Origin of the sequence: Sporosarcina contaminans, from assembly GCF_042679045.1 — a bacterium.
Taxonomy (GTDB): Bacteria; Bacillota; Bacilli; order Bacillales_A; family Planococcaceae; genus Sporosarcina; species Sporosarcina contaminans.
In genome coordinates this window covers 1-25,426 of record NZ_JBHTLT010000022.1, presented here as the reverse complement: position 1 = coordinate 25,426, position 25,426 = coordinate 1, and the positions used below count along the sequence as shown (strand labels likewise).

The following is a 25,426-nucleotide window of genomic DNA, read 5'->3' as shown; positions in this document are numbered from 1 at the left end:
CCGCTTCGGCGCTAGCGGATGCCTCCCGCCATAAGCCTCGCCAGCGTTTGCACGCTGACAGTCTTATGGCTTCGGCTGCTGCTTGGAAGGCGCCTGCGCTGCTGTTACACTTATAATTCTTTTCTCCCCAAATAATTACAGAAACGCATAACCACCATTCAATACGCATTAAATTGGTTTCGAAACGCATAACGCTCATAAAGCTCGCATAAAACGATACAGAGACGCTTAACTCCTATTTGCCGCGCATAAAACTGCTTTTCCACGCATAACTGCTTCCGTCCCACTCATAAAGTCAGATGCAAACGCATAAATCTATCTACTCTCTCTTTGATAATCCGCTTCGGCGCTAACGGATGCCTCCCGCCATAAGCCTCGCCAGCGTTTGCACGCTGACAGTCTTATGGCTTCGGCTGCCGCTTGGAAGGCGCCTGCGCTGTTGTTCCACTTATAATTCTTTTCTCCCCAAATAATTACAGAAACGCATAACCACCATTCAATACGCATTAAATTGGATTCGAAACGCATAACGCTTATAAAGCTCGCATAAAACGATACAGAGACGCTTAACTCCTATTTGCCGCGCATAAAACTGCTTTTCCACGCATAACTGCTTCCGTCCCACTCATAAAGTCAGATGCAAACGCATAAATCTATCTACTCTCTCTTTGATAATCCGCTTCGGCGCTAACGGATGCCTCCCGCTATAAGCCTCGCCAGCGTTTGCACGTTGACAGTCTTATGGCTTCGACTGCCGCTTGGAAGGCGCCTGCGCTGTTGTTACACTATAAGTTTCACTCCATATCACTAATGTTGCATAAAGAAATGATTGAGTATTCGGTTTAAAAATATATAAAATTTTGCCGAAAAGACAATTACCTTAATAGAGGTAGCGCTGTCCATAGTTATTTACAAATAGACTAAGGGAATCGGTTAGAGGTTCATCATTATGGGCCTCTAACTTTCCTAAATTGTCGTAACCATTACCGAGCTTCTTTCCAAAGTGTCGCCTTTAACCAACGAGTAATTTGTAAAAGTGACTTTTTGCTTTCTGTATCGGATTGGATAAGCTATGAATCATAATCGGGGCGATCAATCAATGAAATTGTCGTATTTACAATTCATTCAATTGCTATCATTATACTCCGTCCGCAACAATGAAAAGATGAGCGCATCGTGAGATTCATTATTTTGATAGAGATATCCCCTTAATAAGCCTTCCTGAACAAAACCAAATCGGTGTAATAAGCGTATCGAAGACACGTTCTCCGGGTACGTGACGGCACCCATTCTAGACAAATGTAAATCTTCAAATGCATAGTGTAATACCTTTTTCACGGCTTCGCTCGTTATGCCTTTATTCCAATGGGAAGGGTGCAGTTCATACCCAATCTCAGCCTTCTTGCTCCATGTGCTAAGATTATTCAAACCGACTGTTCCAATAAAGTCGCCTGTCTCCTTTAATACAATCCCCCAACGGATGCCTCTTTTGCTTTCATAGGTGCTTTGCATGGATTGGATTATTTTTGTAGCATCCTCTATACTTTGCAAGCTATCCATCCCATAGTATTTCGTAACTTCATCTTTAGACATAATTTCAAAATAAGGACATGCATGTTCCTCTTTTATTTGAATCAATTGTAACCTGTCTGTTTCTAATAAAGGAAAACCCATTATCTTTAACCCCCAATGCTGTCAGTGTATTTGGCTAAGAAAAATAGAATATAAAAGGCAGAGCATATACAACTGGTTATCAATCTATTATATAGCGCTTCTCGAAAAAACAATCTATTTATTTTTAGAATCGTTGTTTAATATGAGAAACAAAATCGTAAGCTCTGCAGGAAAGCGATTCATTTGAGCTGCGAAACTTCAAATGAATCGCTTTCTTTTTGGTGTTCCGATAGACTGTTTATATTCCTCTTAATTGGAATCGCTTTAACGAGTAAATTTGCCGATGATATAATAAGGCTAATCTATAGTAAACGAGGAATTACAATGGTCAGCAAAGAGTGGAATATGAAAACGTTCATGAAAGGTGCGTCGATTTTGACGATTTCGGCCATCATCGTCAAGCTGCTTGCCGCGGTGTATCGAGTTCCGTTCCAAAATTTAGTAGGCGATAAAGGATTTTATATTTATCAGCAAGTGTATCCGTTTATCGGGATTTTCATCATTTGGACATCCTATGGATTTGCTGTCGCGGTGTCCAAGCTACTTGCGAGCAGCAAAAGTGAACGTGAATCCAAAACGGTAAAACGCATCGCCTTGCTTTATTTGTCGGGCCTTTCCGTATTGTTTTTTACTTTATTAATGGTTTTCGCTCCATTTCTATCAAGTTCAATGGGGGATCCTGAACTAACTTCCTTGCTGCGTGCAGGTGCATATATCGTTCTCGTCATGCCGATGCTTGCAGTATTGAAAGGATCGTTCCAATCGACAGGGAATATGACGCCCGTTGCTGTATCGAATGTTGCTGAGCAGGTATTCCGCGTCTCGATTATTTTGATTGGGACATGGATAGCTGTGCGTGCCGGTGCTTCATTTTATAGAACGGGTGAAGTGGCGATGTGGGGTGCGGTAATCGGGCAAGCGATGGGCGTTCTGACTTTGCTGCTATTTTACAGAAATGAATATAAAGGTCCTGCTGAGCGTGTTAACGGATGGTACATCGTGAAGGAACTAACGCTCATCAGTTTAAGTGTTAGCGCAAGTTCCCTTATTTTACTGTTATTTCAGCTTGTCGATTCTTTCACGGTTTTCAATAGTTTGCTTGCGAAAGGTATTACTAGTGAGACAGCTATGGAACTGAAGGGCGTCTACGACCGGGGACAGCCGCTAGTTCAAATGGGGATTTTAATCTCTTCAACATTAGCGTTAGCGATTGTACCGCTAATTGCCCATCACTCTTCTAAAAAAGAAGGGAGAGGTGCGGAGCCGTTTATTCAGTTAACCTATAGAACCGCGTTTCTTTTTGGATGGGCTGCTGCAATGGGTCTAGCGCTCGTTCTTCCCTATGTAAATGAAATGCTTTTTGAAACACGGGACGGTTCCGTTGCGCTCATCATTTTCTGCTTCCAAATTTTCTTTTTGTCGCTCATCTTGCCGTTGACAGCTATTCTGATTGGGGCAGGGAAAGTGAAAATACCAACGTTATTGCTTTTTGTCGGGCTAACTGTAAAGGTTTTTGCGAACAAACTACTCGTTCCGCGATACGATATTATTGGCGCTTCAATCGCCGGCAATATCGGCTTCGTCATAATTGCCGTGGGACTGCTATTTTATTTTAAAAAAGTGTGGCCGCTCAACTTAGCATCAAAGCGATTTTACAGTTGGCTGTTACTAGCAACTGTAGCGATGGCGGCAGTCATCTTGCCATGGATGATCATAGCGGACGGATATCTATTCGATAACATTTCTTCCCGGATAGGGGCGGCCTTGACAGCTTTGACAGCTGTAGTTTTAGGTGCATCCGTATTTCTGATCATCATTATGAAAGTGCGCCTGTTTGCGGAGAAAGAATGGTATTTGCTGCCGTTCGGAAGAAGATTGGCGTATGTTCAGTTATGGCTTACTAAAAAAAGAAGGTGAACGGATTGAATACAATCACAATAATCGGCCTTGGCGCCGGAGACTTAGACCAATTATCTTTAGGTATCTACCGAAAATTGAAGGAAGCGGAATTTCTTATTGTTAGGACGGAACAACACCCGGCAATTGAGCAATTGAGAGCGGAAGGAATAAAAATCGACAGCTTTGATGAAGTGTATGTGGAAAACGATGCGTTTGAAACAGTCTATGAAGAAATAACAGAGAGGCTGTTGGCCCTATCTAAAGAAAAGCACATCACGTATGCTGTGCCTGGACATCCGTTAGTAGCCGAGCGGACCGTGCAGCTTTTGATCGAAAAAGAAAGGGAAGGCTTCGTGAAATTACAGTTTGCCGGCGGAAACAGCTTTTTAGATCCGATTTTTGCGGCGTTGCGAATTGATCCGATTGAAGGGTTCCAGCTAGTAGATGGAACGGATATGAAGCGCGATGATGTACAGATGACACAACATGTGCTCATTGGACAAGTATATGACGCATTTGTTGCTTCCGAAGTGAAGCTATCCCTTATGGAAAAGTATGCATACGATCATCCAGTTACAATTGTAACAGCAGCGGGTTCTTCATCAGAAAAACTCCGCACAGTGCCGTTATTCGAACTTGATCGCGAGACGGAAATCGACAATTTGACGACAGTATATGTGCCGCCGGTTATCGAGCGGGAAAGGCGATTGAAGGAATGGTCTGCATTTAGAGAAATCATTGCTGCACTACGTGCCCCAGATGGGTGCCCTTGGGATCGTGAACAGACACATGAATCGCTGAAACGCTATTTGATTGAAGAAGCGCATGAACTATTACAAGCGATCGATCAAGAGGACGATGAAGGAATGGTCGAAGAGTTGGGCGATGTTCTGCTGCAAGTATTTTTGCATGCGCAAATCGGGGAAGATAATGGCTATTTTGCAATGGAGGACATTTTACAGGCAGTTGGAGAAAAAATGATCCGTCGCCATCCGCATGTATTCGGTGATCGAAATGTGGAAAATTCCGATGAAGTTTTGAAGAATTGGCAGGAAATCAAAAAAGCTGAGAAGCCACACGTTGAAACTCTGTTGGAAGGGCAAGAGCGTCATAGCTCCTCATTGCTCACATCTTTCAATTACCAAAAGGAAGCAGCGAAAGTCGGCTTCGATTGGCCAGACATATCAGGTGCTTTTGACAAATTTGAGGAAGAATGGCAGGAATTCAAGGAAGAAGTGGCGAATGGAACGAAGCAGAGCCAAACGGATGAGTTGGGGGATGTCCTCTTTACATTGGTCAATCTATCCCGCTTCTTAAAGCTGTCACCAGAAGAGGCGATGCAGCATGCCAATCAAAAATTCAAATCGCGGTTCAGCTATGTTGAGCAATGTGTTAAAGCAGGTAGAGGCGATTTTAAAAACTATACATTAGATGAATTGGAAGAATTTTGGCAGCGAGCGAAAGGAAGGGAAAAGAAATGAGATTAGATAAGTTTTTGAAAGTATCGAGGCTAATTAAAAGAAGAACGTTAGCAAAGCAAGTGGCCGACCAAGGAAGAATTACAATTAACGGAAAAGTTTCTAAAGCTTCTTCGGTCGTAAAAGCAGGTGATGAACTGTCCATCAGATTCGGGCAAAAAGTTGTTACGGCAAGAGTCGATGAACTAAAGGAATCGACAAAAAAAGAAGATGCCGCATCGATGTATACAATTTTAAAAGAGGAAAAGCTTGAAAAAGTGGAACCGGAATTTATCGATGATGAAGATTAAGTAGCAAGCAACTATGTCATTTCATAGCTGTCTGTCCGTGCAGTATTTCATTATTAATTTGGAAATTGGCTTATCAGCAACCATTGGAACGCATAGAAATCAATTCGCATGACAGGAAAATTCCCTGTCATGTCAGACTGTAGACAAAGTATCTTTTCACTTTGTCTACAGTCATTTAAAGGTTTGTAGTCATGAGAAAGGTGTTTGCCCAGCTTGGCTTGAAAACGCTTGTCAGACAAGGCGCGAAGTCGAGCGAAGACCCGAATAGAACTATAGGTTCATGAGGGGACGAGCGAGGCGAGCAACGCAGTATGCGAGCGTTTGTCAACAAGCTGGCATGACAGGAAAATTCCCTGTCATGTTTTTTTATCCTCCCGCATAAGATGGCTGTGAACGTACAAGCAAAGGAGGAATAGTATGCAAATCCAGACGGATAGTCCAACATACGCAATTCCATCGGGTGATCATGTCGTCACGATGCGAAACAGAAAACGAATGGATATTACATCTGTAAAAACGATTGATCGTTTTGATCAAGAGGAGTTTATCGTAAGGACATCGCAAGGTGTTTTGCAAATTCGCGGGGAGGAGCTGCGCATCGTCCATTTAGACGTTGATAAGGGTCTTCTCACATTGGAGGGAACGATAGCAACAATACAGTACGATGAAGAAGAGTCAGGGTCTCGTAATTTCCTCCATAAATTATTTGGATGAGCCTCTCTGTCCAGTTTCTTAGTTTGCTTGCGATGATCGGGACAGGGATAGGTGCCGGAGCAATAATGGACTTGATCGGCACCGGCGTTTCAGCAACACGGAAAGGGTCCTTCATCCGTAGACATGCCGTATGGTTTGAAGTGATTGGTTGGATCATCATCGGCAGCGCGTCTTTCTATATTCTTTTTCTTGTTCGGGATGGAGCTTGGAGAATGTATGATCCATTTGCACAAATTTCTGGAATGTTACTGTATGCGTCTGTATTCTATCGTCCTTTCCGCTTCGTTGGAAGAGTGATCCAACTGTTGGTGATTAGGCCGATCGTATTCGTCATCCGCCTAATCGTCAACATAATCCGTTTTATTGTACGGATGATTATAAAAATCATTCTTCTCATCATCTCCCCTTTTACATTGCTATATCATTACATTTCGAATAAAGTCTTTAAAAATACTAAAGGATAAGGTATAATTAATAGACTTATCGAATTTCTGTTGTAATGAGAGGGAGTGCAGGACATGGAGCAAAGGAATAGGAAACCATCCGCAACCGTTGCATCGATTGAAACTGAATATGTCCGCTCGTTGCGTAAAAAAGAAATTTGGAGACATAAGCAGAAAAGACGTCTTCAAAAAAGGCTTATTGTCTACGCTGTTATCACATTCGTCGTATTTGGAGGATTAACGAATACGTTTATCCAGCAAAAGCAGACATTGAGCGCAAAAGAAGCTGAAAAAGAAAAGGTGCTTGCACAACTAAGCGAAGTTCAGGAAGAGCAGGAGATGCTCAAGAGGCAGCTTGTGAAGTTGGATGATGAAGAGTACATTGCCAAGCTTGCACGAAAAGAATATTTCCTGTCGGATAAAAATGAAATTATCTTTTCGGTTCCTGAAAAGAAAAAGACAGATAAAAAAGATGACGGAAAAGAGTAGTCTTATTGACACTCTTTTTTTGTTGGCTATAATGAAAGTAAGGATCTTGCAATTTTGCAGGACTCGCCCATACGGTAAAAAGGCTTCTAACAAGGGGCCGTTTAAATCTTAAGGAGGAGCATTTTTTTTATGTCAATTGAAGTAGGCAGCAAGTTACAGGGGAAAGTTACAGGAATCACAAACTTCGGGGCATTTGTTGAGCTGCCGAACGGTTCAACTGGTCTGGTCCATATTAGTGAAGTGGCGGACAATTATGTAAAAGATATTAATGACCATTTAAAAGTAGGCGACATGGTTGAAGTGAAAGTGATGAATGTCGGAACAGATGGCAAGATCGGGTTGTCGATTCGTAAAGCGAAGCCTGAATCCGAACGCCCTCAACGCCCTCAGCGTCCTCGTCACGGCGGCGGTCGACCAAACCAAGACCGTCCAGAAAACTTTGAGCAAAAAATGGCAAAGTTTATGAAAGACAGTGAAGAACGTTTATCTACTCTGAAGAGAGCAACTGAGTCTAAACGTGGTGGCCGTGGTGCAAGAAGAGGATAACTTGCTGGCTGTTTCAATCTATGAGTAAGTTTGTAATAGATCACAAAAGCGATTTTATAGTCGATTTTCGGCTATAGAATCGCTTTTTATTTTTTAGAGGAATTTCTTCTTTTTTGGCGAATGAATTATACAAAAGGGGGAGAATTTATGGAGAAAGAACAAGTTCTTAGCAAATTGAATGACTATATCATTTGGATGGAGTCGTTAAAAACGATACCCGAGCAAATTGCTTCCTTACCGTATAAAGAGGGAAAGTGGTCGCCAAATGAAATCGTAATGCATATGGCTGAATGGGATCGCTTTACAAGAGAAGAACGGCTACCGGACATGAAAGAAGGAAAGGAGCTTGAGGATGTTCCGTGGGGGCCTTTCAATGATGCTGCTGCAAGTTTGGCCCGTAAGCAGACATTTGCCGAAACGATTGAATATGCAAAGAAACAAAGACAAAGAAATATCGACGCATTAAAAAAGATAGATGACTCTCAGTGGGACGAATCGTTTAAAATTGGCGGACATGCATTGTCAATACGTGAATATTTCTCAGATTTTATTCACCATGATTTGCATCATAAGGAGCAAATTGAATCGGTGAGACCTGCTGTAGAAAACAATTATAGTAATGGTATATAAAAAAGCAGCTTCCTATATAGGAGCTGCTTTTTTCTATATAGCGGCGGAGGGGATCGAACCCACGACCTTACGGGTATGAACCGTACGCTCTAGCCAGCTGAGCTACGCCGCCATTATGTCTGAATATGTTTTTCAGAACAACAATACTCATAATACATGCGCCGGGGCGGTCTGTCAACCTATACTTTGAGTTTATAGAGTAGAATATTATCGGCTTATAGATAGGTAGAAAACTCTCTAAATTCCATTTAATTCGCCAAGTTTTTGCGCATCCTCAAATAGTGAAGAAGACTGCGTAAGCAAAGGGGTTTTCCTCTAACTATTGTTCATTGCTTATACAAAATATAAGTGGCTGACGTTCAAGATTTTTTGATTGAATGGCTCTATCTGTCATCGAAATGATAAAAAACCTTCGTAAATAGTCGAAAGGTTTTTTAGTTGACCTGTCACGAATGGACAAATTCTTCTGTCAATTCTATGTATACTCGTTGCAAAGGAAACATAGGGGGAATGTAGAGATGAAGATGATAGGTAATTTGGAAAGACCGATTAGCAGTCAATTCAGGCAGACGATCGAATCAATTGGAAAACGAAAGATGCATATTTTGTTAACGGCTCTATTTTTATTAGTTTCATTTTTCTTATCTCAAGCAGTTTTGTTCGACACGGCGGTTCCGTTCTTTTTGCCGGTATGGGCACTTGCACAGACCCGTTTTCGTAAATATTTATTATGGGTCTTTATTGGCGGGATGACCGGAAGTGCTTTCTTAGGACTTGGACAAGCCGTCATTCATTTATTTGAGCTCATATTATTTACGGTCGTCGTGAAACATCCGTTTTTCCGAAAATCAATTCCCTTGACGGTAGCCGGCACAATAATTGTCGTACAAGTGTTATGGCAGTTCATTATGTATAGCGGCCATACGCCTGTGCCGATCCAGTTGACGATCGGTTTTGAAGCAGTGTTGGCTCTGTTCATGACGTTCTTCCTTTTTATTGCATTCCCTCAATCAGAACGAATTTTCTATGGCAAGTGGACACCTGAAAGACTAGGGGCTGTTTGCATTATCGGGACGATGGCTACGACTGGGATGGGTGGATTAATGATCGGTCCAGTATCTATTTCGGGAGTATTGCTTCATCTGACAATACTATTAGCTGCACTATCTGGCGGACTGCCATTTTCAACGACAATCGCAATGATGATTGCAGCGATTGCAGGCATTGCAGAACTTTCATTTACAGGAATGATGGCCGTCTATGGCATGACCGGTTTATTGGCCGGGGCTATGAAACGCTTGGGCAAATTAGGTATTGCAACGGGAGCCTTTGCGGTATCTGTCTTTTTCTTACTATATGATTTAATGCTCCCATTAGATATATCCCATTTTATATCCATTGGCGTGGCAACCATTCTATTTTTTATGATTCCAACAAAAATAGTAGAGCCAATTAAACATATTATTTATCCGGAAAAACAGGATCTTTCTAAGAAACGGCAAAAATGGATGGCGGATCGTTTAGATGAACAATTATCTGATTTTCAACAGTTTGCAGAATTCATGTCCAACCTTGTCAGTGACCGAATCCCTTCAAATGAAGCTCAAGAGGCGCGCCCCATTCCAACCATATGCCAGTCTTGCTTCCGTTATTCGAAGTGTTGGGAGGGCAATGAAGGAATGCCGGATTTATTGAATGAATGGGACATGACATACTCCGCTACAAAGAAAGCGGCGAGGCATCGGGTGGAGGAGAAAATTAAATATAAATGCATACGCTTCAACGGATTAATTAAAGAAATGGAGGAACAGTCGGCAAATCGGTTGTTAATGGGCCAGCTGCAGCATGGAAGGAGAATGTTGGCACTGCAGTTAAGAGATATGAGCAACCATCTTGAAAAAGTAATGAATGATATTAAAGGGGAGCTGTCGATTCATAAACATTCAGAGGAAGAGTTTTCAAATCGCTTAAAGAGTCAAGGTATTGAGTTTTTCCAAGTGGACATTTTATCGGAAGAACCCGGTTCACATCGCGTTGTTTGCTCGATACCTGAAAGAAGATCTGATTATGAAACGGATACGACAGTGGCGGAACGGCTTATTCTGCCAATATTGGAGGAGATGTATAACGAACCTTTTAAAGTGGAGAAATCATCTGCGCAGCAAGATCCTTTCCCTCATATTCAATTGACGTTTTCATCCGCTGTAAGATTTTCCTTGGAATATGGCATTGTTGCAACAGCAGGAGGGGGGACTTTTCAGGCGGGAGATGCATATGAAGTATTTCCGATTCACGACGGTCTTACCGCAGTTCTGCTGTCGGATGGCATGGGTCAAGACTTGAATGCATACCGAGAGAGCAGAAAAGTAATTCGACTAATGCGGGAATGCTTGAATCGGAAAATGGATCCGGAAACAGCGATGCATACATTGCATTACATTATGTCACTAAATGGATTGGATGATATGTATGCGACATTGGATTTAGCACTGATTGATTTGCAGGACGGAAGGCTCTGGTCTTGGAAAGCGGGGTCGATGAGTACGTATATAAAAAGGGGACAAGACTTTCTGCGGCTCGATAGTCGCTCTGTCCCTGTAGGATTCCTGCCATCATTTTCAGTAGAAGCGAAAAATGAACAATTGAAATCGGGCGATTTAATTGTCATGTTGACGGACGGGATGTTCAATGGAGGGGTAACGATTGAAAAGCAAGAAGAGACATTGTACGGTATATTAGAAAGACATCAACATGCAACCGCAGAAACGATTGCGGATCGGATCATGCATGAGATGGAACGGAAACACGGAGTCGTCGATGATGATCGTACCGTTTTAGTCATGAGGGTAGATCATGTATTGCCGAAATGGCAGACAATTAAGCCAAATGCCAAAGAAACCTTGGGAAGCCGATTTATTTCCCGGGAAAAGGTCGTCGGATAAACTATATTGTACGTAATAGTGGAGGATCGAAAATGAAGCAGTTCGAGCGCAAGGTTTTGGCATTTATCGAAAAAGAAGAACTCGTTACATCTGGTCAGCGAATCCTCATCGCCTGCTCGGGTGGTGTGGATTCGGTGGCGCTTTTGCTTTTTATGGCCAACCACCAACAACAATTGGGGATTGAGGTTGGAGCCGTTCACGTAGACCATATGTTGCGCGGAGAAGAATCTAAAGAGGATGGCAGATTCGTTAAAGAGTTATGCGAACAGTTAAAGGTACCTTTTTACGGTGGATCGGTCCCTGTCCCTGAAATTGCCGAAAGAGAAGGCGGTAATCTCCAGATGATTTGCAGAGAGGGACGGTACGAATTTTTTAAGAGGATTTTAAAGTCCCATCGCTATGATGCGTTGGCCACTGCGCATCATGCGGAGGATCAATTGGAGACTGTCCTTATGCAAATTTCAAAAGGGAGTTTGCCGGAAGGCATGCTTCCTGTAAGGAAAATGGAGCAAGGAATACTCATTCGTCCGTTTCTCTTGGCGAAGAAAGGGGAACTCTATGCCTATACAGTACAAAAGGGCGCTATTTTCAGAGAGGATCCGAGCAATGAGAGCGATGCATATTTAAGAAATCGTATTAGGCACCATATTGTGCCTTTGCTTTTATCGGAAAACCCTGCAGCTGCTTTAAATTCGGTGAAGATGACTAAGAAATTGCAACAGGACGATGATTTGTTGATGCAGTTATCATTAAAACAATTTCAATCGGTCGTATCAATTTCAGAAAAAGGCTTTCCGACCGTGCAACAACATCGTTTTGCAGCTATGCACCCTGCTTTACAAACCCGTCTCATTCCACTACTATTGAAGTATCTTTATAATGGGGAAAGTATACCTGTCGAGTTTACTCATGACTTGTTGGAACAGTTGCAATATCATATGCAATCCGCTGAAGGGAACGTTTCGATTGATCTTCCGCGCGGCTTACGTTTCGTAAGGGAGTATGGGAGAATTTCCATTGTCAAAGATGAGAAAGTCAATTGTGAAGATGTAATTTTATTGCCAAAGGGAATTTGGACCCGCTGGGCGGATGTCCTTTTCTATTGGAACACAATAGAAGCTGATGGAGTCGGGCATGCTGATGCAGCATCGGAGCACCGCTTTTTTAATTTATCTGAATCTGAATTGCCTTTATACGTACGGGGGAAGCGGGATGGAGATCGGATACTTCTGCCGGGAATGACTAAGCCAAAAAGGCTATCGAGGCTATTTATTGATGAAAAAATTGGTGCGTTGCAGAGAGAGAAGCAACCTGTGCTGCTAACTGCACAACACGAAATATGCGCAGTTCCGGGAATCCGATATGGGACACGGTTCACCCATCAGTGGACGGGTAGGGAAAAGTACATATTCAAGATGAAAGAGGCATCATCACCCAATTTAGGAAGAGAGGAATTTCGATGTTAAAGAAAGATATCGAAGAAATATTAATTTCTGAAGAGAAAATACAAGAAAAAGTAAAAGAATTAGGAACACAGCTCACTGAGGAGTATCAAGATAAGTTTCCGCTTGCGATCGGCATACTAAAAGGAGCGTTGCCGTTCATGAGCGATTTGATCAAACATATCGATGCGCATATTGAGCTTGATTTTATGGATGTTTCAAGTTATGGGAACGCGACTGTTTCGTCAGGCGAAGTGAAAATTGTAAAAGACTTGAATACAAGTGTCGAAGGACGCGATGTGCTTATTATTGAAGACATCATTGACAGCGGTAAGACGTTGAACTACCTCGTAGAATTGTTTAAATACCGTAAAGCAAAATCCATCAAACTTGTCACTTTGCTTGATAAGCCATCAGGCCGAAAAGTGGATTTGAAAGCGGATTATGTAGGCTTCCTCGTTCCAGATGCCTTCGTTGTAGGATATGGACTTGACTATGCAGAAAAGTACCGGAACTTACCTTATATCGGCGTATTAAAAAAAGAAATCTACTCTTTTTGAAAGTTTTTCAACAAACCTTTCTTAGGGGCGATGGAAAGCTTTTTCCGCCGTTTTGCGTAATATGGTTCGCTATACGGATGTTGGTAGTTGACGATGTTGTTGAAGAGACATGTGATTGCCCGATTTCACTTCTTTCAACCTAAGTGAAAAAGGCATTTTCGTTGTAGATGGAATCTGTTATATGATAAGATTTACAATAGTTTTCTGTTGAAAGAAATGAGGAGGCTTGGGATGAATCGTATACTTCGATACTTTCTATTATACGGATTGATTTTCCTCGCAATAATGGGGATATTCAGTTCACTAAATAATCCAAATCCGAAGATGAAAGAGATTCGGTATGATGAATTTCTCACACAGCTAAAAAATGGCGCAGTCGAAGAAATGACGCTCCAACCTGTCCAAAGCGTTTTGGAAGTTAAAGGTGTGCTGAAGGGAGCTGAAAAGGGTGAGCAGTTTACGACTAATACGTTGTTGAATGATACTGCAATCACCAGCGAAATCAGCCAAATTAGTGAGATTGGCCAAAAGAACAACACGAAAATCGAAATTTTGAAGGCACCCGAAACAAGTGCTTGGGTATCCTTCTTTACTGGTTTAGTGCCATTTATCATCATTATCATCCTCTTCTTCTTCTTATTAAATCAAGCGCAAGGCGGCGGTGGCGGACGTGTGATGAACTTCGGAAAAAGCAAGGCGAAGCTTCATACAGATGACCGCAAAAAAGTCCGTTTTTCCGATGTGGCGGGAGCGGATGAAGAGAAAGCTGAGCTTGAAGAAGTTGTTGACTTCTTGAAGGACTCCAGAAAATTCTCGGAATTGGGAGCTCGTATTCCAAAAGGTATTTTGCTGGTAGGACCTCCAGGTACAGGTAAAACGTTATTGGCACGTGCGGTAGCTGGTGAAGCGGGCGTTCCATTCTTCTCGATTTCTGGTTCTGACTTTGTTGAAATGTTCGTCGGTGTCGGTGCATCCCGAGTTCGTGATTTGTTTGAAAATGCGAAAAAAAATGCGCCATGTATCATTTTCATTGATGAGATAGATGCTGTTGGTCGTCAACGGGGCGCAGGTCTTGGCGGCGGTCATGATGAACGTGAACAAACATTGAACCAGCTTTTAGTTGAAATGGATGGCTTTGATGGCAATGAAGGTATTATTATCGTTGCTGCAACGAACCGACCTGATATTTTAGATCCGGCATTGCTTCGTCCGGGACGCTTTGACCGTCAAATTACAGTCGGTCGTCCAGATGTAAAAGGACGCGAAGCAGTCTTGAAAGTGCACGCACGCAATAAGCCTCTTGACGATTCTGTCAATATGAAGGCACTTGCACAGCGCACGCCAGGATTCTCAGGAGCGGATCTTGAAAACTTGCTGAACGAAGCTGCGCTCGTCGCGGCAAGACGCAAGAAACCGAAGATTGATATGGCTGATATTGACGAGGCGACGGATCGTGTAATTGCTGGTCCTGCGAAAACAAGCCGAGTCATCTCCGAAAAAGAGAAAAATATTGTTGCTTTCCACGAAGCAGGTCACGTCGTCGTCGGGCTTATGTTAGATGATGCGGAAATCGTGCATAAGGTTACAATCGTACCGCGCGGTCAAGCGGGTGGATATGCGGTTATGCTTCCGAAAGAAGATCGCTACTTCATGACAAAGCCGGAGTTGCTTGACAAAATTTCCGGTTTGCTTGGCGGCCGTGTCGCTGAAGAAATCGTTTTAGGCGAAGTGTCAACTGGCGCTCATAACGACTTCCAACGTGCGACTGGCATTGCCCGTTCGATGGTAACTGAGTACGGGATGAGCGATAAGTTAGGTCCAATGCAATTTGGCCAAAGCCAAGGCGGAAATGTGTTCCTTGGTAGAGACTTTAATTCCGAGCAAAATTATTCCGAGTCAATCGCTTATGAGATTGACCAAGAAATGCAGCGGATCATTAAAGAGCAATACGAGCGGACAAGAAAAATCTTAACGGATAACCGTAAATTGCTTGATTTGATTGCGACTACGCTTCTTGAAGTGGAAACATTGGATGCGGAACAAATTAATCATTTGAAAGATCACGGTACATTGCCAGAACGTTCGTATGAACAAAACGGAAATGGTAACAAACAAGCCGATGAAAATACAGACGATGAAGTGAATCCGGATTCAACGGGTGCGCCGAATGATCCTTCCGTTGCAGATTTACCGAAGGAAGAATCGACGGATCGCACACTCCCTCCAATTGATGAGCAAAGAAGAGATTGATCTTATAACAGTCAACCGATTAATGGCGGTTGGCTGTTTTTTGATAGGGTGCTTTTTATTTTCACGTAAAAAAATCAAGCGATGTCAAAAAGATTTTGCATAGACTTTGCGCAACATCTTAATTCAAAGCGGAAACTACAAGTAATTGCCTTGATCGGATGGATTCAAAAATAAATAGAAGTTGATTGCATGTTGTCAGTTGCTTTTATACTCTCTGTCCATTGTGGTATGATGTTTTGGAAAATGTCGAAGTTAGCGAGGAAAAGAATATGATATTAGTGTTGGATACAGGGAATACAAATATTGTCCTCGGCGTTTATGAACAAGGGGATTTGAAATACCATTGGAGAATGGAAACGTATCGACATCGGACAGAAGATGAGTATGCAATGTCTGTAAAGTCGATGTTTTCACATGTAGGTCTCCGTTTTGAAGATATTAACGGCATCATTATTTCATCGGTTGTTCCGCCGGTCATGTTTCCGTTGGAGCAAATGTGCAAAAAATATTTTAATTTACGGCCGCTGATCGTGGGCCCAGGTTTGAAGACAGGTTTGAATATTAAATATGAAAACCCCCGGGAAGTTGGGGCTGATCGGATCGTTAATGCGGTGGCGGCAATCCATGAGTATGGCAGTCCGTTAGTGATCGTTGATTTTGGGACAGCAACGACTTTCTGTTATGTGAATGAAAAAAGTGAATATATGGGTGGGGCGATCGCACCAGGCATAGGCATTTCCATGGAGGCGCTATTCGACCGGGCATCGAAATTGCCACGTGTTGAACTGACACGTCCGGAACATATTATTGGGAAGAACACCGTTTCGGCGATGCAATCGGGCATCGTTTTTGGATATGTCGGGTTAGTAGAGGGTATTGTAGAGAGGATGAAGGCTCAAAGTAAGGTGGAGCCGACAGTCATTGCGACAGGCGGTCTTGCTGAACTGATCGCGAGCGAAACGAAGTCGATTGATATCGTAGACAATTTCCTTACTTTGAAAGGATTGCACTTGATCTACGAAAGAAACGTTTAAAGGAGATATTACATGAAAGACTACTTAGTGAAGGCATTATCATTTAATGGGACAATCCGAGCGTATGCGGCCCGCACTACTGAAACTGTCGGAGAGGCGCAAAGAAGACATCATGTTTGGCCGACTGCTACAGCCGCTTTAGGACGTACGATGACAGCGGGCGTCATGATGGGTGCCATGATGAAGGGCGAAGAGAAATTGACGATTAAAATTGAAGGCGGAGGCCCGATTGGTCCTATCGTTGTCGATGCAAATGCCAAAGGAGAGGTCCGTGGCTATGCAACATCCCCTCAAACTCATTTCGATTTAAATGACAAAGGGAAGTTGGATGTCAGGAGAGCTGTCGGAACGGAAGGTATGCTGACAGTAGTAAAGGACTTGGGGTTGCGCGATTTCTTTACAGGGCAAGTTCCAATTGTTTCTGGTGAAGTGGCAGAAGATTTTACCCAATATTTTGTTGTATCCGAACAAGTTCCTTCCGCTGTGGCGTTGGGCGTTTTAGTAAATCCCGACAACACAGTAAAAGCTGCTGGAGGATTTATTATCCAAGTGATGCCAGGAGCTACAGATGAAACGATTAGTCTTTTAGAAGAGAGAATTGCCAACGTTGAGCCGATTTCTAAATTAATTGATCGTGGCTTAACGCCAGAAGAGATTTTAAGCGAAGTATTAGGATCGAACAATGTAGAGATCCTTGAAAAAGTGGATGTTGAGTTCTCGTGCAATTGCTCAAAAGAACGATTCGGTACGGCAATCCTTGGGTTGGGGGAGCAGGAAATTCGCGAAATGATTGATGAGGACGGTCAAGCGGAAGCAGAATGCCATTTCTGCGGCGAGAAATATTTATTTGCAAAAGACGAGTTGGAAGGTTTCATTGATGAACTACGGGCGAAATCGGAATAATTCTGCTCCGAATCCGCCGGAGCAGAAGAGAAGACTGAAGACGAAGCCGTTATTAGTACTGATTGGCATACTGTTAGCCGGCAACTTGCTATGGTTCATCGCTTTTCTGATCCCTAACAAATCGGAGCAGCCTCCTGAAGAGGTTGCTTCGGTGGCAGGGGAACCGATTACTCGGCAGGAATGGATGACCGCAATGGAAAAAGAAGTTGGACGGGAAGTGCTTTTGGAGTTAGTAAATGAAAAAGTAATGGAAACAGCTGCCGAAAAGTACGGTATTAAGGTTACGGACGAGGAAATAGAGCTTGAATTATCGCTGATCACCTCTGTAGATGGAAGGTTCCATTCCGGCTTGGATGTGGAACAGACACGGCAAAAAATCCGCTCCACACTTATTCTGGAAAAGGTTTTGACGAATGATGTCGTCATTAGCGATGAATCCGCAAAGAAGTTTTATGAGGAAAATGAACAGCTATATAATATTTTAACAGCATATAGAACCTCCATTATAATCGTACCGACGAAAAAGGAAGCTGAGCAAGCGCTCGACGAATTATCTAAAGGCTCCAATTTCGATGCGTTAGCGAAGGAGCGTTCTGTTGATTTGTCATCAGCTAATTTAGGCGGAGATATCGGATATATTAATGCGACGACAGAAACGGTGGATCCGGCAATTTATAAAGCTGCAGAAGGAACGAAAGAAGGCAAGGTTAGTAAAGTCATAAGTTTGGAAGATGGTACATATGCAATTGTTCGTGTAAATGAAGTGATTGAAGGTCAATCGTTTTCATTCAAGGATGTGAAAGAGCATATTAAGCGTGAATTGGCGCTTGAGCAANAAATGCCGTCCATGCGCCTAAAAAGGGCGTGGACGGTTTTTTTTTTTGCCTCGAAAATTTAGATTAATCCAATTGTGTAAAGGGAAAGGAAGAGAGAGAAGACTTGCGATTGACAGTTGTCACCAAGAAGTTGTATGATTAATACAATAAATCATATCAAACAAGTAGGGATTGGGAGGAAGAACAATGAGTATAGTTGGAAACACGATTGCAGATCTTGTTGGCAAAACGCCTCTTGTCAAATTGAACCGTTTATCAGGGGCGGATGATGCGGAGATTTATTTGAAATTGGAGTACTTCAACCCGGGATCAAGTGTAAAGGACAGAATCGCACTTGCAATGATTGAAGCAGCTGAAAAGTCCGGTGAACTGAAGGAAGGCAGCACAATCATTGAGCCGACGAGCGGTAATACCGGAATTGGATTGGCCATGATCGCAGCTGCAAAAGGATATAAGGCAGTACTCGTCATGCCTGACACGATGAGCTTAGAGCGACGGAATTTATTGCGTGCTTATGGTGCAGATTTAGTGTTGACGCCAGGCGCAGAAGGGATGAAAGGCGCGATTGCCAAGGCTGAAGAATTGTCCGAGAAAAATGAATGGTTCATGCCTCAACAGTTTAACAATGAAGCGAATCCTGAAGTTCATCGTCTCACGACTGGCCCGGAAATTGCGGATGCATTGGACAGGGTGGATGCGTTCATTTCAGGCATCGGTACAGGCGGAACGATTACAGGTGCGGGTTCTGTGTTAAAAGAGCGTTTCCCAGAAGTGAAAATCGTCGCAGTAGAACCTTCCGACTCTCCAGTTCTTTCAGGAGGCCAGCCGGGACCTCATAAAATCCAAGGAATCGGTGCAGGTTTCGTTCCAAAAGTATTGGATACAGATATTTACGATGAAATCATTCAAGTGTCAAATGATGACGCATATGATACTGCAAGACGTGCAGCGCGGGAAGAAGGGATCTTAGGTGGTGTTTCTTCCGGAGCGGCTATTTTTGCAGCGTTACAAGTGGCAAAAGAGCTTGGAAAAGGGAAAAAAGTGGTCGCCATTCTACCATCTAATGGCGAGCGCTATTTAAGCACCCCGCTTTATCATTTTGACGAAGAATAAAAACTTATTTGAGAGGGCTTATGCTCTCTCTTTTTTTTATGCTTAATGGTATCCTAAATTGATAAGCAGACGTTAAGATGTTGATAGATTGATTAATGGGGGAATGGCGATGAATCCTGAATATAAAAAGGTAAACATGACAAAAGATCAGTTTTTTTATGCGTACAAAGAATTGGCAAAGAAAAGCCTACAGCATGCACTATTAGAGAGTGGCCGTTCGGGGAAATTATGCATTGCTGGCATCGATCCGCTCGTCACTTTCCGTGCGATGCCGGGTGAATCATTGGAATTCATTTGGCGTGATGGCAAAAAAGAGAAGAAAGATGGAGATCCGCTTTCTGTTGTTAATGAATGGGTAAGCTCGCTGAACATAGCGTATGATTCGGAGTTGCCCGATTTTCAAGGCGGTCCGATTGGTTTTGTGAGCTATGACTATGCACGCAGGTATGAGCCGATCCCCAATATTGCGGTGGACGATTTGCAGACGCCGGATTTGCAATTTTATTTGTTTGATCGTTGGGCGGTTTTGGATATTGAAAAGGAGTCTGCATATTTCATGACATTGCCAGATCGTGGATTGGATCCTAATCGTTTGGCAGAGCAGTGGTTGGAGGCGGCATCTGCAAATGAAGGATGTAGACATACTGATATCCCGAGAGATATTTTGGCACCAGAAAGGATTGATGTTTCCGTTTCCGGCCCGCAATTTGAGCAAATGGTTCGTGATGTACAAACATACATCGAGCAAGGTGAAGTGACTCAAGTGAATTTATCCGTCCGCCAATCGGATAGATTAACTGTGACGCCTCTAACGATGTATGAACAACTGCGGAAGGTAAATCCATCGCCATATATGGCATTTATCGGAGCTGAAGATTTTGCTGTCGTTTCCGGTTCGCCTGAGCTATTGCTTAAAAAACGGGGCACCGAATTGAGCACTCGTCCGATTGGAGGCACAAGGCCGCGAGGAAAGACTGATGAAGAAGATATCAATCTTGAAAAAGAATTATTGTCTAATAAAAAGGAAAAAGGCGAGCATGTAATGCTTGTCGAAGTGGAACGCGAAGATTTTGAACGAGTTTGCGAAAATTATACGGTGGAAGTAAATGAATTTATGGTCATTGAAAGGTATTCACATGTCATGCATTTAGTATCGAACGTAAGAGGGACTGCAAAAGAAGGCATGTCAAATGCGGAAATTATAAAAGGACTTTTTCCCGGTGGTTCAATTACGGGGCAGCCAAAGCTTAGGACGATGGAAATTATTGAAGAGTTAGAACCGAACAGGAGAGGCTTATATACTGGTTCGATCGGCTGGATCGGGTTTAACGGAGATATGGAGTTCAACATTGTTATTCGGACAGCGTATGTAAAAAATGGTGTTGCACATATTCAGGCAGGAGCCGGCCTCGTTGCTGATTCGATTCCGGAAGCCGAATATAAAGAGTCTTTAAATAAGGCAAAGGCGCTTTGGCAGGCGAAGCGCATGGCGGAAAAGGATTTGGTTAAATGACGTACTGTTTTTTTAACGGAATATATATGCCATCGGAGGAAATGCGGATTTCACCATTCGATCACGGTTTCTTGTATGGGGTCGGTTTTTTTGAGACATTCCGAACGTATGAGGGCAAGGTGTTTTTATTTAAAGCACATATGGACAGATTGCGGGAAGCGCTATTAGAATATCGAATTGAAATGCCATATACCGATGAGGCAATTTTAGAGGCAGTCGGTAAATTAGACCACCTTTCGGGAGGCACCGATGGCTATTTTCGGCTGAATGTTTCGGCGGGCGTCCATGACATTGGTTTATCCCCGTCCGAATATAAAGAACCGAACGTTATTTTATTTCGAAAAGAACTGTCCGTTGCACCAAGAGGCACCGAGAAAGAGGCTGTTTTTCTTCAAACGCCGAGGAATCTTCCGGAAAGCGGTGTGAGGCGGAAATCGCATAATTTCTTAAATAATGTGCGTGGTCGGCTGGAATTGCCTTCTTTAAAGGAGAAGGAAGGCATCTTTTTAACTAAAGAAGGTTACGTGGCAGAAGGTGTGACGTCGAATGTTTTTTGGATGAAGGACGGAGAGTTGTTCACTCCTTCTATTGACACTGGAATTTTACCGGGAACGACCCGGGCTTACATGATCCAGTTAGCGAATGAGATTGGCATAGCTGTTCATGAAGGGTGTTTTGATAAAAAAGAGGTTGAGAATGCGGATGAAGCATTCGTATCCAATGCGGTTCAAGAGATTGTACCGTTAAGAAAAATAGGAGATCGGCTATTTCCTGGAGCATCAGGGGTTTATTATGAAAATTTGCACGGTCTATATAGCGAGGCTGTCGAGAATATGAAAGAAGGATGAATGTGTTGGAATTGGCGAATGCAAAAGAAAGATATCGTTTTGGAAATACAGAATGGGATTTTGGAAAAGAAACCGTCATCATGGGAATTTTGAATGTGACTCCTGATTCCTTTTCCGATGGAGGCAAGTATGCACAGATCGATGCGGCGTTAAAGCATGCAGAACAAATGCTGAAGGATGGCGCAAAAATAATTGATATTGGTGGGGAGTCTACAAGACCGGGGCATGCGCCGGTTTCATTGGAGGAAGAAATGGAACGGACAGCCCCAGTCATCGAGGCATTGACAAGGGAATTGGATTGCGTCATCTCAATAGATACATATAAGGCGGATGTGGCGGAAGAAGCGCTAAAAGCTGGCGCGAAGATCATTAACGATATTTGGGGCGCAAAACGTGAACGCAGAATCGCGGAAGTGGCGGCAACTTATGGTGCACCGATCATACTAATGCATAACCGGGAAGTAGCGAAGTATGCTGGTCCGTTTATAGAAGAAATAATTAGTGACTTATCCGAAAGCATAGAGATTGCGCGGTTGGCGGGAGTGCCGGAAGGAAATATTTGGCTCGATCCTGGCATTGGCTTCGCGAAAGACACTGAGCAGAACGTGTTGGCGATGAGAGGGTTGGACCGAATTGCAGAAATGGGATACCCGGTTTTATTAGGAACTTCACGGAAGTCGATGATCGGCAATATTTTGAATTTGCCGGTTGAGGAAAGAATGGAAGGTACAGGCGCAACGGTTTGCTATGGGGTTGAGCATGGCTGTCACATTATGCGTGTGCATGATGTGAAGGCGATTAGCCGCATGGTCCGAATGATGGATGTACTGACGGGAAAAGCAAATGTCGAAGATAAGGATTTCTGAAGGAGGCAGCGGAGATGGATTATATCCACGTCAATGAAATGGAGTTTTACGGATACCACGGAGTACTGATGGAAGAGACAAAGATTGGTCAGCGTTTTCGAGCAACCGTCTCTCTTGCGGTAGATACGAGTAAGGCGGGGAAATCGGATGATCTGGGCAAGACAGTGAATTATGCAGAAGTATATGCAATTTGTCGATCAATTGTGGAAGGGAAGCCATATAAGCTGATCGAAGCGGTCGCTGAACAAATTGCCGATGCGCTTTTGAAGGAATTCAAGGAGTTCGTTTCCGGCGTGAAAGTATTGCTTATCAAACCTGACCCTCCCATTCCGGGACATTATGCTTCTGTATCTGTTGAGATTACAAGGGGGCAATTCGTTTGAATACAGCCTATTTATCGATCGGCTCCAATATAGGAGATCGATATGAACATTTAAAGGAAGCAGTTCGCGCACTTCATTCCAATGAAAAGATTGAAGTGGCGGATGTATCTTCTATTTACGAGACATCCCCGGTCGGCTACATTGATCAAGCAGATTTTTTAAATTTAGCCGTTTGTGTCAATACTGAACTAAAGGTGCAAGAACTATTGAAAGTTTGCCAGCAGATCGAAAACGGACTTGGCCGTGTCCGGGAAATTAGATGGGGCCCAAGAACTGTAGACCTTGACATTTTGCTGTATAATAACGACAATATTGAAACGGAGAACTTAGTTGTACCGCATCCGCGCATGCATGAGCGAGCGTTTGTACTTGTACCCTTGTTAGAAATCGCTCCCGGAATTAGCCATCCAGCTACAGGTGTGCCATTTTCAGAAGAACCTGCTGTAAATGACAGCGGCGTTCGTTGTTGGAAAAAAATAACGGGAGCTGAAAGCTTTTTGAAATAAATGGCTTACATATTTATCAAGTTCTCCTTCAGTTCGTTTGTGGTATATAGGATGGATTCTCGGTGATGATAGGTTTCGAAAGCAAACGACTAAAGGAGAACGACCGCTATAAGTGGTTGACAAACGATGCCGCCATAATTGTGGCGGCTTTTTTTACATAGAAAGATTGTGTACAATAGGAACATGCCATCCGGCGTGAGGGATAACTGAAGAAGGAGTGAAGGAAATGTCCCATTTGGATGAATTGAACGATCAGCTTTTGGTGAGACGCCAGAAGATGGATGAACTTAGGGAAAAAGGTTTGGATCCATTCGGCTCAAGATATGAAAGGACCCATCTTTCTAATGAGGTTCGTGAAGCATATGATGAACTTTCTAAAGAGGAGTTGGACGAAACACCTCATGAAGTAAGCATTGCGGGACGGATCATGACAAAACGCGGCAAAGGAAAAGCTGGCTTTGCCCACCTTCAAGACCTTGGTGGCCAAATTCAAATATATGTCCGTCAAGATGCCGTGGGAGAAGAAGCGTATGAATTATTCACTGACGCTGATCTCGGCGACATTGTCGGAGTAAAAGGGAATGTTTTCAAAACGAAGGTTGGAGAACTTTCCATTAAAGCAACTGAGTTTACATTTTTAACGAAAGCACTCCGTCCGTTGCCGGATAAGTTTCATGGCTTAAAAGACATTGAGCAAAGATATCGCCAAAGATACTTAGATTTGATCTCTTCTGAAGAGAGCAGGGAGACGTTTATTACAAGAAGTCGCATTATCCAATCGATGCGCCGCTATTTGGATGGACAAGGCTATCTTGAAGTGGAGACGCCAATGTTGCATTCGATTGCCGGCGGAGCAAGTGCACGCCCTTTCATTACTCATCACAACGCATTGGACATGACGCTCTATATGCGAATTGCGATCGAACTTCATTTGAAACGCCTTATTGTCGGCGGTCTTGAAAAAGTATATGAAATCGGGCGGGTTTTCCGAAACGAAGGGATATCGACTCGCCATAATCCGGAATTTACAATGATTGAGCTATATGCAGCGTATGCTGATTACAAAGATATCATGGAACTGACGGAAAATATGATCGCCCATATTGCACAAGAAGTTTTAGGAACAACACAAGTGCAGTACGGTGAAGATATCATTGATTTATCTCCTGGCTGGAAGCGTCTGCACATGGCGGATGCCGTAAAAGAATATACAGGTGTAGATTTCTGGAAAGAGATGTCTGTTGAAGAGGCACGTGAACTTGCAAAGGAACACGGCGTTGAAATTACGAATATGATGGAAGTCGGACATATTTTAAATGAGTTTTTTGAACAGAAAGTGGAAGAGCAACTTGTTCAACCAACATTCATCTATGGACATCCGGTTGAGATTTCTCCTTTAGCTAAGAAAAATTCAGAAGACAGCCGATTCACAGATCGCTTTGAGTTGTTTATTGTAAGACGTGAGCATGCGAACGCCTTCACTGAACTGAACGATCCAATCGATCAGCGCAAACGTTTCGAAGCGCAGTTAATTGAAAAAGAACAAGGCAATGATGAAGCACATGAAATGGATGAAGATTTCATAGAAGCATTAGAATATGGTTTGCCGCCAACAGGAGGACTCGGCATAGGTGTCGATCGTCTTGTCATGCTGTTGACAAATGCACAATCAATTCGCGATATCCTTCTATTCCCTCAGATGCGCTCAAAAGAATAAGTTATAAAGCTGTACAATGCTGGATACATAAGCCTTGTGCAGCTTTTCTTTTCGAGGAAATAAAAGAATATTCTTTTTCTGGAAAAAGTATTGCATTCAAAAAGACAAGCTGATATAGTAAATAACGTTGCGTTTCCAATAAACGAAACAAACAAAAACAACTTTAAAAGTTTTTTAGAAAAGTTGTTGACATGAAAAACGCAAGATGGTATTATATAAGAGTTGCTTCTCTAAGAGGTGACAAAATGAACCTTGAAAACTGAACAGCAAAACGTCAACAAATAAAGTCTCAAAGCCGACCCCGTCGGCGGAAGAGACAAAACGAATCTTCAGATTCGAAATTGACATCT

At 43.0% G+C, this 25,426-nt stretch carries 23 protein-coding genes and 1 tRNA gene; 22 read left to right on the top strand and 2 right to left on the bottom strand.

What is annotated here, in order from left to right; genetic code table 11:
* Positions 1-1,125: 1,125 nt before the first annotated feature.
* On the bottom strand, positions 1,126-1,674 hold the full coding sequence (locus ACFQ38_RS04985) for a GNAT family N-acetyltransferase (protein WP_381479938.1): 549 nt from the start codon (positions 1,672-1,674) through the stop codon (positions 1,126-1,128).
* A 324-nt stretch (positions 1,675-1,998) separates the two neighbouring features.
* On the opposite strand from ACFQ38_RS04985, the gene ACFQ38_RS04980 reads away from it, so the two are divergent.
* The 8 genes from ACFQ38_RS04980 (at position 1,999) to ACFQ38_RS04945 (ending at position 8,163) form a co-directional block, all read left to right on the top strand.
* On the top strand, positions 1,999-3,591 hold the full coding sequence (locus tag ACFQ38_RS04980) for a putative polysaccharide biosynthesis protein (protein ID WP_381479937.1): 1,593 nt from the start codon (positions 1,999-2,001) through the stop codon (positions 3,589-3,591).
* A gap of 5 nt (positions 3,592-3,596) precedes the next feature.
* A complete protein-coding gene (gene yabN, locus ACFQ38_RS04975) occupies positions 3,597-5,054 on the top strand; it encodes a bifunctional methyltransferase/pyrophosphohydrolase YabN (protein ID WP_381479936.1) in 1,458 nt (485 codons plus the stop codon).
* Positions 5,051-5,341, top strand: a complete 291-nt coding sequence (locus ACFQ38_RS04970; RefSeq protein WP_336824288.1) for an RNA-binding S4 domain-containing protein — start codon at positions 5,051-5,053, stop codon at positions 5,339-5,341. The genes yabN and ACFQ38_RS04970 overlap by 4 nt, the downstream gene beginning before the upstream one ends.
* A 417-nt stretch (positions 5,342-5,758) precedes the next feature.
* Entirely contained in the window at positions 5,759-6,055 is a 297-nt protein-coding gene (gene yabP / locus ACFQ38_RS04965; protein WP_336824287.1) for a sporulation protein YabP, read from the top strand.
* Positions 6,052-6,519 carry a spore cortex biosynthesis protein YabQ gene (gene yabQ, locus ACFQ38_RS04960; protein WP_336824286.1) on the top strand — a complete coding sequence of 156 codons (468 nt, stop codon included), beginning with the start codon at positions 6,052-6,054 and terminating at the stop codon, positions 6,517-6,519. Before yabP ends, yabQ begins: the two co-directional genes overlap by 4 nt.
* Positions 6,520-6,573: 54 nt before the next feature.
* The gene (locus ACFQ38_RS04955) at positions 6,574-6,987 is read left to right on the top strand and encodes an FtsB family cell division protein (RefSeq protein WP_381479933.1); all 414 of its coding nucleotides are present in this window, start codon (positions 6,574-6,576) and stop codon (positions 6,985-6,987) included.
* Between the two features lie 129 nt (positions 6,988-7,116).
* On the top strand, positions 7,117-7,533 hold the full coding sequence (locus ACFQ38_RS04950) for a S1 domain-containing RNA-binding protein (RefSeq protein WP_336824284.1): 417 nt from the start codon (positions 7,117-7,119) through the stop codon (positions 7,531-7,533).
* A 147-nt stretch (positions 7,534-7,680) separates the two neighbouring features.
* The gene (locus ACFQ38_RS04945) at positions 7,681-8,163 is read left to right on the top strand and encodes a DinB family protein (RefSeq protein ID WP_381479932.1); all 483 of its coding nucleotides are present in this window, start codon (positions 7,681-7,683) and stop codon (positions 8,161-8,163) included.
* 38 nt (positions 8,164-8,201) lie between these two features.
* On the opposite strand, the gene ACFQ38_RS04940 is transcribed toward ACFQ38_RS04945, so the two are convergent.
* Positions 8,202-8,275, bottom strand: a tRNA-Met gene (locus ACFQ38_RS04940).
* Positions 8,276-8,681: 406 nt separating this feature from the next.
* On the opposite strand from ACFQ38_RS04940, the gene ACFQ38_RS04935 reads away from it, so the two are divergent.
* The 14 genes from ACFQ38_RS04935 to lysS all read left to right on the top strand — a co-directional run bounded on the left by ACFQ38_RS04935 (position 8,682) and on the right by lysS (position 25,076).
* Entirely contained in the window at positions 8,682-11,105 is a 2,424-nt protein-coding gene (locus tag ACFQ38_RS04935) for a SpoIIE family protein phosphatase (protein ID WP_381479931.1), read from the top strand.
* 32 nt (positions 11,106-11,137) lie between these two features.
* Positions 11,138-12,571, top strand: coding sequence for a tRNA lysidine(34) synthetase TilS (tilS, locus tag ACFQ38_RS04930; protein WP_381479929.1), 1,434 nt, complete (start codon positions 11,138-11,140; stop codon positions 12,569-12,571).
* Complete coding sequence (hpt, locus tag ACFQ38_RS04925) at positions 12,565-13,107, top strand: hypoxanthine phosphoribosyltransferase (protein ID WP_381479928.1); 543 nt, start codon at positions 12,565-12,567, stop codon at positions 13,105-13,107. The genes tilS and hpt overlap by 7 nt, the downstream gene beginning before the upstream one ends.
* Before the next feature lie 231 nt (positions 13,108-13,338).
* Positions 13,339-15,357 carry an ATP-dependent zinc metalloprotease FtsH gene (gene ftsH / locus ACFQ38_RS04920; RefSeq protein ID WP_381479927.1) on the top strand — a complete coding sequence of 673 codons (2,019 nt, stop codon included), beginning with the start codon at positions 13,339-13,341 and terminating at the stop codon, positions 15,355-15,357.
* A 269-nt stretch (positions 15,358-15,626) separates the two neighbouring features.
* Complete coding sequence (locus tag ACFQ38_RS04915; protein WP_336824275.1) at positions 15,627-16,391, top strand: type III pantothenate kinase; 765 nt, start codon at positions 15,627-15,629, stop codon at positions 16,389-16,391.
* A 12-nt stretch (positions 16,392-16,403) separates the two neighbouring features.
* Positions 16,404-17,294 carry an Hsp33 family molecular chaperone HslO gene (gene hslO / locus ACFQ38_RS04910; RefSeq protein ID WP_336824274.1) on the top strand — a complete coding sequence of 297 codons (891 nt, stop codon included), beginning with the start codon at positions 16,404-16,406 and terminating at the stop codon, positions 17,292-17,294.
* Complete coding sequence (locus ACFQ38_RS04905; RefSeq protein WP_456242985.1) at positions 17,185-18,192, top strand: peptidyl-prolyl cis-trans isomerase; 1,008 nt, start codon at positions 17,185-17,187, stop codon at positions 18,190-18,192. The genes hslO and ACFQ38_RS04905 overlap by 110 nt, the downstream gene beginning before the upstream one ends.
* 124 nt (positions 18,193-18,316) lie before the next feature.
* Complete coding sequence (gene cysK, locus ACFQ38_RS04900; RefSeq protein ID WP_381479924.1) at positions 18,317-19,243, top strand: cysteine synthase A; 927 nt, start codon at positions 18,317-18,319, stop codon at positions 19,241-19,243.
* Between the two features lie 109 nt (positions 19,244-19,352).
* Positions 19,353-20,756, top strand: coding sequence for an anthranilate synthase component I family protein (locus ACFQ38_RS04895; protein ID WP_381479923.1), 1,404 nt, complete (start codon positions 19,353-19,355; stop codon positions 20,754-20,756).
* Positions 20,753-21,604, top strand: a complete 852-nt coding sequence (gene pabC, locus ACFQ38_RS04890; RefSeq protein WP_381479922.1) for an aminodeoxychorismate lyase — start codon at positions 20,753-20,755, stop codon at positions 21,602-21,604. The genes ACFQ38_RS04895 and pabC overlap by 4 nt, the downstream gene beginning before the upstream one ends.
* A gap of 5 nt (positions 21,605-21,609) precedes the next feature.
* Positions 21,610-22,470 (top strand): dihydropteroate synthase, encoded by an 861-nt coding sequence (gene folP / locus ACFQ38_RS04885; RefSeq protein ID WP_381479952.1) that lies wholly within the window; start codon positions 21,610-21,612, stop codon positions 22,468-22,470.
* 14 nt (positions 22,471-22,484) lie between these two features.
* The gene (folB, locus tag ACFQ38_RS04880; protein WP_336824268.1) at positions 22,485-22,853 is read left to right on the top strand and encodes a dihydroneopterin aldolase; all 369 of its coding nucleotides are present in this window, start codon (positions 22,485-22,487) and stop codon (positions 22,851-22,853) included.
* A complete protein-coding gene (gene folK, locus ACFQ38_RS04875; RefSeq protein WP_381479921.1) occupies positions 22,850-23,359 on the top strand; it encodes a 2-amino-4-hydroxy-6-hydroxymethyldihydropteridine diphosphokinase in 510 nt (169 codons plus the stop codon). Before folB ends, folK begins: the two co-directional genes overlap by 4 nt.
* Before the next feature lie 226 nt (positions 23,360-23,585).
* Positions 23,586-25,076: a lysine--tRNA ligase gene (gene lysS, locus ACFQ38_RS04870; protein ID WP_381479920.1), complete on the top strand. Its 1,491-nt coding sequence runs from the start codon at positions 23,586-23,588 to the stop codon at positions 25,074-25,076.
* Positions 25,077-25,426: the final 350 nt, after the last annotated feature.